11 protein-coding genes are annotated in these 12,975 nt (G+C 46.6%); 7 read left to right on the top strand and 4 right to left on the bottom strand.

All coding sequences use genetic code 11. From position 1 onward, the window contains the following. Positions 1–5: 5 nt before the first annotated feature. Positions 6–1,163 (bottom strand): hypothetical protein, encoded by a 1,158-nt coding sequence (locus ACV7NC_RS11370; protein ID WP_458152688.1) that lies wholly within the window; start codon positions 1,161–1,163, stop codon positions 6–8. Positions 1,164–1,818: 655 nt separating this feature from the next. Between ACV7NC_RS11370 and glmS the strand changes: the two genes are divergently transcribed. Continuing rightward, positions 1,819–3,666: a glutamine--fructose-6-phosphate transaminase (isomerizing) gene (gene glmS / locus ACV7NC_RS11365; RefSeq protein WP_458152687.1), complete on the top strand. Its 1,848-nt coding sequence runs from the start codon at positions 1,819–1,821 to the stop codon at positions 3,664–3,666. A gap of 20 nt (positions 3,667–3,686) precedes the next feature. On the opposite strand, the gene ACV7NC_RS11360 is transcribed toward glmS, so the two are convergent. Continuing rightward, complete coding sequence (locus ACV7NC_RS11360) at positions 3,687–5,183, bottom strand: bifunctional metallophosphatase/5'-nucleotidase (RefSeq protein ID WP_458152686.1); 1,497 nt, start codon at positions 5,181–5,183, stop codon at positions 3,687–3,689. A gap of 379 nt (positions 5,184–5,562) precedes the next feature. Between ACV7NC_RS11360 and ACV7NC_RS11355 the strand changes: the two genes are divergently transcribed. Further along, on the top strand, positions 5,563–7,614 hold the full coding sequence (locus ACV7NC_RS11355; protein WP_458152685.1) for a di-heme-cytochrome C peroxidase: 2,052 nt from the start codon (positions 5,563–5,565) through the stop codon (positions 7,612–7,614). A 37-nt stretch (positions 7,615–7,651) separates the two neighbouring features. Further along, positions 7,652–8,926: a cytochrome P450 gene (locus ACV7NC_RS11350; protein WP_458152684.1), complete on the top strand. Its 1,275-nt coding sequence runs from the start codon at positions 7,652–7,654 to the stop codon at positions 8,924–8,926. Between the two features lie 138 nt (positions 8,927–9,064). Here ACV7NC_RS11350 and ACV7NC_RS11345 read toward each other — a convergent pair whose 3' ends face one another. Beyond that, a complete protein-coding gene (locus ACV7NC_RS11345) occupies positions 9,065–9,256 on the bottom strand; it encodes a hypothetical protein (RefSeq protein WP_458152683.1) in 192 nt (63 codons plus the stop codon). A 162-nt stretch (positions 9,257–9,418) separates the two neighbouring features. On the opposite strand from ACV7NC_RS11345, the gene ACV7NC_RS11340 reads away from it, so the two are divergent. Further along, entirely contained in the window at positions 9,419–10,171 is a 753-nt protein-coding gene (locus ACV7NC_RS11340; RefSeq protein WP_458152682.1) for a Mut7-C RNAse domain-containing protein, read from the top strand. 41 nt (positions 10,172–10,212) lie between these two features. On the opposite strand, the gene ACV7NC_RS11335 is transcribed toward ACV7NC_RS11340, so the two are convergent. After that, positions 10,213–10,662 carry a surface-adhesin E family protein gene (locus ACV7NC_RS11335; protein ID WP_458152681.1) on the bottom strand — a complete coding sequence of 150 codons (450 nt, stop codon included), beginning with the start codon at positions 10,660–10,662 and terminating at the stop codon, positions 10,213–10,215. 308 nt (positions 10,663–10,970) lie between these two features. Here ACV7NC_RS11335 and ACV7NC_RS11330 point away from each other — a divergent pair, with 308 nt between their 5' ends. The 3 genes from ACV7NC_RS11330 to ACV7NC_RS11320 are packed head-to-tail and all read left to right on the top strand — an operon-like array spanning position 10,971 to position 12,885. Beyond that, complete coding sequence (locus ACV7NC_RS11330) at positions 10,971–11,621, top strand: MotA/TolQ/ExbB proton channel family protein (protein ID WP_458152680.1); 651 nt, start codon at positions 10,971–10,973, stop codon at positions 11,619–11,621. Next, complete coding sequence (locus tag ACV7NC_RS11325; protein WP_458152679.1) at positions 11,608–12,009, top strand: ExbD/TolR family protein; 402 nt, start codon at positions 11,608–11,610, stop codon at positions 12,007–12,009. The genes ACV7NC_RS11330 and ACV7NC_RS11325 overlap by 14 nt, the downstream gene beginning before the upstream one ends. A 9-nt stretch (positions 12,010–12,018) precedes the next feature. Continuing rightward, complete coding sequence (locus tag ACV7NC_RS11320; protein ID WP_458152678.1) at positions 12,019–12,885, top strand: hypothetical protein; 867 nt, start codon at positions 12,019–12,021, stop codon at positions 12,883–12,885. The last annotated feature ends 90 nt before the right edge of the window (positions 12,886–12,975 follow it).

Here is a 12,975-nt window from a genome sequence, read left to right as displayed (position 1 = left end):
TAATATCAGGAAGGTCGAGGCGGTACTTTTATCCATTCTCCCGAGCATTGTTTCACATAAGGGTAATATCCCTCTGGATTTCGGCAATAATACCAATAGGCTTGTTTCTGAACCGGGGCTGCTGCAGGCCCTGAATTATCGTTACGCTGTACGTAAGTAGGCGCCCTCACTGGTGTTGTAACTAACGGCCCTGAAATTACTGGGGAAGCGGCAAGCAATGCAGGGTAACCCCCTAAAGGATAGTAAGGTTCGAAATATCGACTCGGACCAAAACCTACATAGTTGCTATATACCCCAACTCCGCGCCAACCACCATAAAAACCGAATCCAGGAAAAGGCATGCCAAATCCATAATAGCCAAATGGCGCAAATGGGCTATAGTAACCAAAAGGCCCAAACCCCAAACCCAATCCTAGCCCCAGGCCGAATCCCAGTCCAAACCCATCATGATGGTGATGATGATGACCATGCCCATCATGATCATGATGCCCAGTATTCTGATCAACGTTTACATTATTGTTAATCACAGTTCCGTCCGAAGTTTGAGTTTGAGTTTGACCGGTACTTCCATCTTGAGCGGATTGTTCAGTAGTCGATACAACATCGCCTGTTCCGGTGGCTTCTGAAGTAGGAGTTGTCTCACTAGTCTCAACCGATTCATTTGCTACCGCAGCATCAGTAGCTGGATCCGCCAATTCTTTTCCGAGCGGTTCCTGTGGAGATTCCATGCTATTCGATAGCGAACCATCTCCTTGAGCTGAATTACTTTCCGAAGAAAGATCGTCTGTTTGATTGATTGTGTCAGCTTGTTGTTGATCACCAAATTGACTCGGATCTTCGGCTATTCCGAAGTCATCCGGCTGACCAAAATCATTTTCCTGGTAAAAAGCATCACCTTGATCGTAGCCACTTTGATCAGGATAGTCTGAATATCCCCCAGCGTCGTAATTATCACCATAATCGCCATTAAAGTCGGATTCATAGCCACCATATTCACCCCCGAAGTCCCCGCCATAATCACCGCCGAAGTCTCCACCATCGAATCCGCCACCATCAAAGCCTCCACCGTCGCCCCCACCGCCGTCACCATCTGCAACTGAATTGTTCGTTAGAAACAACCCGCAAAGCACGACGGCCAAACATGTTAACTTGAACTTTTTCATGTCAACCTCTGCATAATAAATTGCACCCTTCAATAATTTCAGTTTTCATTGATTATTTTTTGCTACCCACTTGACTATCAATAAAAACTACTATGTTCTTGCTAAACATGTTAAGAAAAAAACTCTGAACAAATACTGAATAAAATACAGATGTTGATTTGGTAAAATAGGATTTAGCATAGATTTAGCAATCCCGCTATCTGCATTTTTTATCAATATTCATCTTGTACAGTATTTATTACCAAGGAAGCTGCTTAATCCTTCAAATCATTCAATATCACTTTGTTTCCAATCTTGAATATTGATCCAATCGTTCCAATGCCAATTTGGTAAATTAAATTGAAATCCTATGAATTGCTTCACTTCTACTCGCAGTTCACCCAATTTGCCAAAATTTATAACTTGAAATTACAGAGTATTGATGCTCGTACTAATTGTTTTAAATACCGAGAGTAAATGATAGAGTTCCAGTGCATTTCCGAACTTATTCCCTTGCTACCCAAAACGTATGTGAGATTTCTTTCAATTTATTAAATTCCCTCTACTTTTTCAGTAATCCCGAATGACACACACCGCTCAGATCGGAGGATTAAACAACATATTGAAATATAATTATTATTATATTTCTTGATCGAACAAAGGAGAAAATTCGTATATGTGTGGAATTATTGGTGCAATCGCAAAAGCAAATGTTGTCCCCGTTCTACTAGAAGGATTGCAAAGGCTTGAATATCGAGGCTACGATTCCGCCGGACTAGTTTTTACCGATTACGGCCTAAAACGATTACGCACGGCGGGACGCGTCAATGAACTCGGCAAATTAGTAGAGCAACAAAAAGCTCATGGATTTGCAGGTATTGCGCATACCCGCTGGGCAACTCATGGCGAGCCTTCCGAACGCAACGCACACCCGCACTTTTCCGGGGAAGATTCACGCATCGCTGTGGTTCACAACGGTATCATCGAAAACCACGAAGCTATCCGATCCAGTCTTAAGGATCATGGTTACCGTTTTTTATCGGAAACCGACACCGAAGTGATTGCTCACTTAATCGCCTTAAAACTCATGGAATCGCCCGATCTATTCAGAGCAGTTTGTTTAGCAGTCGCTGAACTACAAGGTGCTTTCGCCATTGCAGTCATGGAAGAAGCGCACCCGGAGCGAATTGTCGTCGCCCGCCATGGCGCACCGCTGATATTAGGAATAGGCAAAGATGGCAACTACGTGGCGTCGGATGTCTCGGCACTACTGCAAGTAACACGCGATGTAATCTATCTTGAAGAAGGCGATATTGCGGAAATTAACAATCACAGCTTTCATATCGTTAATTGCTTGAAAAATCAATTGGGTGAGCCAGTGAAACGAGCGGTACACGAATCACATTTATCCAATGATGAAATCGATTTAGGTTCGTACGCGCACTATATGCAGAAGGAAATCTTCGAGCAACCCGCTGCGGTCGCCAATACCTTGGAAATGCTATCGAATACCCAGTCGATCACCCCCAATTTATTCGGAAGCGAGGCAGAAGCCGTATTTACCAACACCAAGCAGATTCTGATTCTGGCATGCGGCACCAGCTACCACGCCGGATTAGTCGCTCGATATTGGCTGGAAACAGTCGCAGGCATGCCTTGCACCGTTGAAATCGCCAGCGAGTACCGCTACCGCAGTCCCGCTGCGGATCCATCAACGCTGGTTGTCGCTATCTCGCAATCCGGCGAAACCGCCGATACGCTGGCGGCGCTCGATTATTCGAAAAAGCTCGGTCACACTTACAGCCTGGCAATATGCAATGTGCCGGAAAGCGCATTGATCCGCCAGGCCGATTTACGTTTCCTAACCCGTGCGGGTCCGGAAATTGGCGTAGCTTCAACCAAAGCATTCACAACCCAACTTGCTTCCCTCTTGTTGCTTACCGTTACCTTAGCCAAAATGCGGCATAAACTATCGGCTGCCGAAGAAAACCAATTGATAATGACCATGCGCCATTTACCCAAAGCACTGCAACAAGCGCTAAAAGTGGAGCCGGAAGTCAAGCTTTGGGCGCAAAGCTTTGCGCAGAAACGTCATGCACTTTTTCTGGGTCGCGGCGTGCACTATCCGATTGCAATGGAAGGCGCGCTCAAACTTAAGGAAATCTCTTATATTCATGCAGAGGCTTACGCTGCAGGCGAACTCAAACACGGACCGCTTGCATTGGTCGACAATGAAATGCCGGTTGTCGCCATTGCTCCTAATGATCAACTACTAGGTAAGCTCAAGTCGAACCTGCAAGAAGTGCAAGCTCGTGGCGGCGAGCTTTACGTGTTCGCGGATGCGGATTCACAAATTACACCCAGCGATCATCTCCATGTGATCCGCTTGACCGAATACGCCGGGTTGTTGAGTCCAATTCTGCATACCATTCCGTTGCAATTACTGGCTTATCATGTCGCCCTCGTAAAAGGCACGGATGTCGATAAGCCCAGAAATTTGGCCAAAGCGGTGACAGTTGAATAAAAGGATTTCAGAAAAAAATCCTATCTATTTTTAAGTTGTTCAATCACCTGCTGGCGGATGTCAGTGTTGTCCCCGGCATTCATAATTACAAAATCGGGTTTTCCTGGTTTCAGGTAATCTAAGCCACGTTCTCTCCCGGAAGCGAGAAAATCGTTAATCGCTAGTTGGTAAGTTTTCTTCGGATCGATTGCGGTACCGTTAATTTGCCAGACACCATTCACTTGCCGGGCGTTGGCGGACTGCAAAAAGCCGCCGGAGCCGGTATTGGTGATGCCTTGATTCAAAACTTTTAGCAATAATTCGCCTTTTATCGCGGCCAATTGGACTTTACCACCGAACGGCAGCACACGAATGATATCGTACACAGTGATCTGCCCAGGGGGCAGCACATCATCGATACGGATCGAGCCGCTGTTATAGAGTGAAAGTTCAGCTTCCGGATACGGTCGCAGCAGGCTTTTTGCAATCAATTCGGTCAAGTTGGTTTTACGCGTGCGCACGTTGGATTCCAGTCCGTCCAATGCTTCCGTGGTAGTTATGATTACCGCTTCGGGTTCAAATCCTTGTTTCCGGAATGCATCAAAAGCGATAGCCATCCATTTATTGACCACCGCTTTGACAGCAGCATCTTCCTTCAAGCTGTCGTTGATCGGAACGAACATGGGTTTGACTTCGGTTTTACCGGTTTGCGGATCAAAGTAAAGATCAACGACATAAACGGAACGGACGTTGGCATCCCCCTTCAGCAACGGTGTGAAATTACCGCGCCAGTTCTGGTAATTGACGTGTTCATGCCCACCGAGCAGTAATCCGATTTGTGGATATTTCTCCAGCAATTCAATATCGTCATCGATGGCCTGGTGCGTCAGCGCAATAATAAAATCCACTTGACCGCTCAGTTGCCCAATCTGTTCGCTTGCCGCTGCCAACGGATCGGAATATCGGACGTAACCCGGCTGATTGGCTGACAGTGTCAGCCCGAACATACCAACCCTGAAGGTTTTTCCGCTTTTTTTATCCACGACTGGAATCACCAGGTGTTGTTTCACACCTGCAAACGGTCTGCCATCAACAGCAAGCACATTGCTTGAAACCCAGGTAAATTTGGTTTCTTGCAAGCGCTGATTGAATTGATGTTCCTTGAGATCGAATTCATGATTGCCGAAGGTGGCGTAGTCGAGCGCAAAGTGATTCAATACATCAACCATCTGGCGCCCAGCCAACTGGTCGCCATCATACTGTGCTGTGCCAATTGCCGATGGACTAAACAGATCGCCTCCCAGTGTTGTAATCGTATTGGGATTGCGCGCCTGTAATTGCTGACGCAAGGAAGCGACTCGCGCGATACCGCCTTCTCTACCGCCGCTGACCGGTGTAATTTCATAAATATCGTTAAAATGCAGAATCGTGACATGAATCCTGCCATCATCGTCAGATACCGGTGGTGATGTTGTCGCACAAGCTATCAATAGGACAGCCAGCATGCCAGACAATATCGCGGGAATAATTTTTCTCATGGTAATAAATGGTTTCTATCTGAATATCAAGTGTTAAACAAAGCTCGCTGCTATTATTCAACCATTCAAAATTTTATGCCAGCAATCCTATTCGAATTGTCATTTTTTGAACGGCGAGTGATCTATTTCACAGCACATGCGAGTTTTACTGTCATCTGCAGCAATTTCTGAATATAATCCAAGGCTGATGCTGCTTATAAGGTTTAATACATTTCATCAAGGTTAGAAGCAACAGGCGGGGCTCGTGGATCGATAATCCGGAATCAAGTAATGATTGGAGCTGGAAAATAGTCTCAGACAAAACTTCTTCACTGTCATGCCTCTATTTCAGGTTCCTGCCATACCAGTTCAACAAATTCTAGTTAAAAGGGGAATCAACGTGGAACAATCATTTGTGTCATCATATCAGCGGTTTCTATCTTTTATTTCAGTTTTGTTTCTTTTATTCGGAATATCTTCCTGCACACTTATTCCGGAAACAGATCCTGATCGCGGCGCAACCACGGTCCAACAAGATCCATTCGGTGACAGTTATACAACTGTCAAATATCTGGATCAAGGCTGGGATATTACTGACAGCTTATGGTTTTATACCACAACGCAAGGTTCCAACCTGATGCCTTATGATTTTTTCATGGTACTGGAAAAACCAGGGGAATCCGAGTTGTTCCGTTCCAACGAGAACATGAATGCCTATCGCTACCTGCCGCAAAAAGCCACTTCCTACAATCCGGATGCATTGCCAGTCGGTTGGGTCAAAGACGACTATAAAGGTCAGCAGTATATTGGTCTTACCTGCGCAGCGTGCCATACCGGCCAAGTAAACTACAACGGTGTCGGTATCCGGATAGATGGCGGCCCGGCCAGCGCCGATATGGAAGAAATCATGATCGGTCTCTCAAAAGCACTGAAATACGTACGAGAGAATGAAGAAGCAAAAGCCCGGTTTGTCAAAAATGTACTGGCGCGCGGCAATTACAAGTCCGAGACCGAAGTGCTCGGTGATCTGGCGAAATACGAACAGCGTCTCACCAACTACACCATCATCAACCGCAGCCCAACCCCTTATGGTTATGCCCGGTTGGATGCATTTGGGCGCATTTACAACCGGGTTCTTGAGCATCTCATCAACGAAAGAGAACTCAGGGATTTATTGCGCGACCGCAAGATCATGCGCGACAAAGGCATGAGCGACGAAGAGCTCGATCAAATCATGGCCGATCTGGATAAGATTCCTACCGGCGATCAACGCGACCGGATGGTGGAACGCTTGACCCAGAATCTCACAAAATGGCAGTTGGGAAGATTACGGAAAGCAATCTATAACCCTGCCGATGCACCCGTCAGCTATCCGTTCTTATGGGATATTCCGCAACACGATTACGTACAATGGAACGGCTTGGCAGCCAATGCCGGACTTGGCCCGGTAGGACGGAATACCGGTGAGGTAATCGGTGTGTTCGGCACATTGGATTGGAATGAAGAAAAAGGAATGACGATTTCCACCTTGATCGGCGGACAAAATACCAGCACCAAGATCAGCTTCGATTCTTCAGTGAACGTCCACAATCTGCGTAAGATTGAATCGCACTTGCAGAAACTGCAATCACCCAAATGGCCGGAAGATATTCTCGGCGCCATAGACCGGCAGCGTGCTTCCCGCGGCCAATCGTTGTTCAACCAATACTGCGCGAGCTGCCACGCCAATATCGTACGCGATGATTCGGATCGCCGGGTAATTGCCAGCATGTCGAGAGTTAGTGATGTCGGTACCGATCCGGTCATGGCTGAGAACAGTTTCAACCGAACCGGATACTCGGGCATATTGCGTAATCAATATGTCGATGTCGGTGTAGGCAGTATTCTATTGGATCAAAAAGCACCAGTTGCTGCTTTACTGACCAAAGCAACGTTGAATGTGGTCGCCACACCGGATCCCGATAAATTGTTCTTCCAGCGTTGGGGGGATTGGATCACCGATATCGCCAAGGCATTTTTTCACAATGAAATCAAACCATCGATCAAGCATGGCAATTACGATCCAGATACCACTGCAAAGCCGCTGGCATCTTTAAATGCCTATAAGGCACGATCGCTCAATGGCATCTGGGCAACGGCGCCTTATCTACACAACGGTTCCGTGCCTACCTTGTACGATCTGCTGTTACCGAAAAAAAGTGATGGCGATCCGGAAGATGGAGAATATCGCCCGGATCGATTTGAAGTAGGTTCGAGAGAATTCGATCCCGGTAAAGTAGGCTTTAAAAGCAGCGGATACGCAGGTTCTACTTTCGACACCAGTTTAAAAGGCAATAGTAACGCGGGTCACGAATATACCACCGGCAAAACGGCGCAACTCAACGGAAAGATCTTGAAACCGCTCACTAAGGAAGAGCGGTTGGATTTGCTGGAATATTTGAAGACTTTGTAATCTGAGCTTATTTATCAACGAATAGGGAGCGATACAAATGAGTACCAATTATCTTGAGCAGTACGATGCAGTCCCTGATACAGAGAAATTTCCGTTGGTGCGCCGATGGATAGATACCGAACCGTTGCCTTTCTTCAAAGAATTGCGTGAAAAACGCCCCATTTTGGTAACACCGGATTGCACGCTGGTCACCCGGTTTGACGATGTCAGGGAGATCCTGAAAATGTATAAGGTTTTTACCGTCAAACCTTATGTTCCAAAAATGGATAATTATTTAATGGCGCATGATGACGATGCATTGCATACGCGGGAAAAGTCACTCATGCAATTTATGCTCAATCGCGATGACTTACCGAAAGTGCGCAACATGGTTGCGGATATCGCTCGCGGCATTCTTACCAAAGCCAACGGCCAGATCGAGATCGTGAACAGCTTCTGCCGCATGGTTCCAGCCACACTCGTCCAAGACTACTTCGGACTGACCGGCGCTAACCGGGAAGACCTGATCGAATGGTCCTACTGGAATCAATACGATACCTTTCACAATCATCCATTTGACTTGGTGCCTCCGGAATTGTCGCAGCGTATCATCGATCGCCATAATGAAACCTCCAAGAAGCTGGGTGAGTACATCACTATGCTGATTGCAAAACGTTTTCTCGCAGTCAAAGCTGAAAAACTTACTTTCTCGACCATCATCCGATTGCGGGACGATATCGTGACCAGAATGTTACGAACCAGCTTTGCCAAGGAACTGGATTTTGACATCAAGCGTTTGGGCGTGAATGCTGGCGGCCTGCTGATCGGTGCAATTGAAACCACTTCGCAAGCTGTTGCGCAGGTATTGCAGTATCTGTTTCAGCACCCGCAATGGCTCGAATCCGCAAAAGCAGCTGCACAAAAAGAAGATACCACGGAATTCGATGGTATCGTTTGGGAAGCGTTACGGTTCTCACCGATCACTCCTTATTTATTCCGCACGACCGCGAGCGACTATACTGCGGCAAAGGGAACCAATTATGAAACCGTTCTGCGTACCGGAACCTATGTGCTGCCGGTGACATTGTCGGCGATGTTCGACGAGCGTGCGTTTGAGTCCCCGGATGAATTCATCCCGCAGCGTAATTGGTACAACTATTTCCACTTTGGATTCGGAAACCACGAATGCCTGGGACGTTATGTCGGTATGGTGATGATTCCCGAAATGGTTCGCCAAGTATTGTTACAGAAAAACATCGAAGCGAAAGGGAAAATTGATTATAAGGCCGGCCCGTTTCCGGAAGCGTATCAGTTGTCCTGGACTACACAATAATGTTTTTCAGGCAGCAGGAATTGAAGTACTGTTTTTTCGAGCAGATATCAAACTACTGGTAACAATAAAAAATTAGTGTTCCCTGGAAAAAATTGTTTGCAATTTATCCAAGGAACACTAATTGCCCCCCACCAACGATTAGTAGTTGGATTTCTCTTCAGTTGAGCGAGCTTTTCCGCCGCCTTCCTGATCCCCTGAAGGAATTTGATGGAAAGGTTGGATGGTCTTGCCATAAGCCTCAGGATCTGGAGATTCGGGAGCTGTTGGTTTGCCACCGCACGCAACTAAAATCAAAACTGCTGAAATTGCCAATAAATGTGTGATTTTCATTTAGAAACCTTCTGTCTGTATGTTAATAATTCAATTTTTTGTTACGACAGTGGGAAGAGTACCGGGTAAGACAGGTTGAAACTTTGATCTGAATCAAATTAACGCAATCTCGGATTTAAATACTCCATCTTTGACTACGCTTTTTCATAGACTTCGTATTCGATGGCCCAGATCGGAATACATTTTTATCAAACGCTCAATGATTTCATCGCACCGGCAATCCGTGACCAAGAAATCAATCACCGTTTTTTTCGCAGAGCATCGATAAAGGATATGATCGAATCGTTTAACGTGCCGCATACCGAAGTTGCACTGATTCTGGTCAATGGCCATGCAGTTGATTTTGACTATCTTGTGCAAGATACCGATCATATTCAAGTTTATCCAACTCTCGAAAACTGCCCGCCATCAACACGGTTGCGCCTTCGTCCGGAAATACCGCAGCCGCTGACATTTGTGGTCGATACCAATCTCGGAAAACTGGCGCGTTATTTACGGTTGCTTGGTTTTGACTGTCTCTATCGGAACGATTATGACGACAAAAGCATCGCTGAAATTTCGCATGATCAGGAACGGATGCTGCTAACCCGGGATCGATCACTTTTGCAACGCAGAATTATTACCTTTGGTTATTTTGTAAGAGCGGATAACCCCAAAATACAGATTCACGAAGTTTTAAAAAAATTTGATTTGTACTCGACGATCAAACCTTTGACACGCTGCACGCATTGCAACGGCAATTTAGCGAAAATCCACAAACAACAAATAGAACACCGCTTGCAGCCCCTCACAAAAAAATACTACAGCAACTTTTTAACTTGCCCAAATTGCGGGCAGATATACTGGCAAGGCAGCCACCACTCGCGTATACAAGTCCTGATTGACGAATTCACCAATAACCGGCCAATTCCATAACACCTCAGAATAGTCGATCACTTTTCGGCTAGCACACCAAATCAATCAATACAAACTGTCTCCTCGATTTGCCGGAACATCGAGTTGGCAGAAAAGCCGAACCATTTAGAGGACTCGGTGCGATGTGCACCGATTACATCACCTGTGGCGTCCCGATCGGGATAAAGCAGCAGTGTGATCGAGCGTGCTTGGTGATGTTCACAATCAAACTCATACTGAGTTTTAACCGCACGGAAACCGCCTTTTTGTATTTCTTCGTAACTGGATAACACCCATATTTTGCGCATTACCCCATCCTTATGAATCGAGTCCGGATCAAAAAAATGCGACTCGTTGTTTTCTGCTGAAATATCCAATTTGATCCATTTCGCATAGACAGGGTTGGCGATCAACAGCAGCAACAACATAGATAAGCAATTTCTCATATTTTTACGATTAAAATCCAGTTTTTTAGCTTCTTCATCCGTTTGTACTCCCAAGTACGCAGTCATTCATGCACGCTTCGTGCCTTTCTGCAACAATGCAATAATAGTGAACCATTTTGCCATTAAATAGTTTTAACTGCAGGCGTTTTTCCACTATTCTTATCATCCAATCAGGCAGGTCAAACCGATCACTTAATTCGCAAAATTCTCTCGAATTATCACGGTCATAGATCTGTTATGGATTTGAAAATTTCTGACACGACAATTTTTATGGAAAATACTGCGTTGCATCTGGTTTGCGGTGCTCTTCTTATGAATTCTCAAAGGTACTGGTAACTACAAAAATCATGGATAGTCTTAATCTGGAGTTGAATATGATGGAAGAATTAAATCAGGCCTGGATAATGTTGAAACTTGGCGGGATCATCATCATCCCGCTGGTTTTATTGGGTGTAGTCGCAGTCGCGATTATGCTCGAAAAGGCATTTATCTATTGGCGGTATGCGCGGCTTTCTAGCGATTTGCTTAATCTGGTCGAAACCTATGGCTTCAAATGGAACGATCTGGAAAAAATTCTTTCCGGGCTGGACAGCCGTCACTATTACAAACGTTTTTTTGAAGTTGTCATTTCCAATCGCCATCAACCTGCCTGGTGGACGGAATCACGCGCCGCCGATGAAGCTCAAATCATTGAAGAAGCGCTGGCGCGCCGGCTCTGGGCCTTGGAAACCATTGTCACTGCTGCACCGTTACTGGGTCTGGTCGGAACCGTGATCGGCATGATGCGCGCATTCCAGGTAATCGGCAGTGAAGGCTTGGTGAATCCGACTGCTGTTACGGGCGGCGTTGCAGAAGCTTTGATCGCTACCGTCGTTGGACTGGCCATTGCGCTGGTTGCATTATTTGGTTTCAATTATTTCTCCCGTTTGCAGTCGCTGACCATGGATGAAATGGAGCGCCTAGGCACTCGGTTGATTGACAACATCCGTCTGGATCAACAGGGTAATCTCGATGAAACTGCGTAAATCCCGATCAATCCAGAAAGGCAAAATCGAGATCATCCCGATGATCGACGTGATGTTTTTCTTGCTGGCGACATTCATGCTGGCTTCGTTATCGATGCAAAACTTGGACTCGTTGCAAGTCGATCTGCCTGAAGGACAAGCGGAAAAGCTGAGTGCGGAAAAACCGGTCACGCTGACATTGACCAAAGACAGCAAAATCTACATTAATCAAACGGCCGTCACGCTCGATACGCTGGCTAGCACTCTAAAACCACTGCTTGCGGACTCCAAGCAAAAATTGATCGTATCCGCAGATACTGAGGCTCCACAAGGAATCGTGGTACAAGCCATGCTGCGTGCCCGTACTGCCGGCGCACAGCATTTCTTGATCGCCGTAAGACACAAATAGCGCAAATACATGGCAAGTTCACGATCGAGAGAAGTTCGCCTATGGTGGCCATTGCCGCTAGCCGCGCTCATTTGGCTGCTGATCGTCTGGGCTTTGGGGGTTTTTTTATCAATGCCGGAAGTTGAAATTGAGACACCACCGCCTATCGCGGCGAGTTTCATCGACCTGCACGAAGATGAAAACGCTAACAGCTCCATGCCCGCTGCTGCACCCAGCCCGCCCCCGCCGCAACCGGAAAAACCGAAAACTGTAGAGGAACCGAAACCAGCCCCAAAAACGCTACCCCGGCCGGCTCCAGCGCCGTCATCGCGACCGCAAACCAAACCGAAAGCCGCCGAGCAACCTAAACTCAAGACACCCATACCGGCAAAAGAAGTTACGAAATCTGCACCTTCAGCGCAACCACCCACCGATGCACCAACCGACTTATCCGAATATATTAAGGCCCGCCGTCAAGCAGCAGGAGTTTTCGATAACCCGGAAACAGCGGCTCCTAGTAGCGCCGCAAAACAGCCTTCCGCAGATGAAATCCGCATGGCCAATATCCGGCGTAATTTGCAGAATCCTGGCACCAGCGGAATATTTCAAATTATGCGCATAGGCCCCCGCACTGCCGAATTTTCGTTCCGCGCCTGGACAACGGGACAGAGCAATCCGCGCTTACAAATGATTCAAGTCACCGCTGGCCCGGAGGGTGATATCGAGCGCGCTATCATCCGCCGCATGATCCAATTGATCCGGGAGTATTACAAAGAAGATTTCAACTGGGAATCGCACCGTTTGCATCGCGTGGTTGTGCTATCGGCGCGAGAAAAAGATACCGCTGCGTTGGAGGATTTTTTGATGCGCGAGTTCTTTATAAACCCCGTTCGATAAAAATATTTTAAGGTTCCTCTCAGCGCGTCGTATTTAATAGAACTCTTCGCTTTTACAGTTCGTTGGATTCATCTGAGAAACAACTGTTTT

The organism is Nitrosomonas limosa (genome assembly GCF_054188085.1).
Note: the sequence above shows the minus strand (reverse complement) of the source record. Positions and strands in the feature narration are given on the sequence as shown.

What these genes read in the sequence shown, in the direction of transcription:
- ACV7NC_RS11370 (WP_458152688.1), bottom strand. Translation starts at nt 1,163, where the DNA reads ATGAAAAAGTTCAAGTTAACATGTTTGGCCGTCGTGCTTTGCGGGTTG.
- glmS (WP_458152687.1), top strand. Translation starts at nt 1,819, where the DNA reads ATGTGTGGAATTATTGGTGCAATCGCAAAAGCAAATGTTGTCCCCGTT.
- ACV7NC_RS11360 (WP_458152686.1), bottom strand. Translation starts at nt 5,183, where the DNA reads ATGAGAAAAATTATTCCCGCGATATTGTCTGGCATGCTGGCTGTCCTA.
- ACV7NC_RS11350 (WP_458152684.1), top strand. Translation starts at nt 7,652, where the DNA reads ATGAGTACCAATTATCTTGAGCAGTACGATGCAGTCCCTGATACAGAG.
- ACV7NC_RS11345 (WP_458152683.1), bottom strand. Translation starts at nt 9,256, where the DNA reads ATGAAAATCACACATTTATTGGCAATTTCAGCAGTTTTGATTTTAGTT.
- ACV7NC_RS11340 (WP_458152682.1), top strand. Translation starts at nt 9,419, where the DNA reads ATGGCCCAGATCGGAATACATTTTTATCAAACGCTCAATGATTTCATC.
- ACV7NC_RS11335 (WP_458152681.1), bottom strand. Translation starts at nt 10,662, where the DNA reads ATGACTGCGTACTTGGGAGTACAAACGGATGAAGAAGCTAAAAAACTG.
- ACV7NC_RS11330 (WP_458152680.1), top strand. Translation starts at nt 10,971, where the DNA reads ATGATGGAAGAATTAAATCAGGCCTGGATAATGTTGAAACTTGGCGGG.
- ACV7NC_RS11325 (WP_458152679.1), top strand. Translation starts at nt 11,608, where the DNA reads ATGAAACTGCGTAAATCCCGATCAATCCAGAAAGGCAAAATCGAGATC.
- ACV7NC_RS11320 (WP_458152678.1), top strand. Translation starts at nt 12,019, where the DNA reads ATGGCAAGTTCACGATCGAGAGAAGTTCGCCTATGGTGGCCATTGCCG.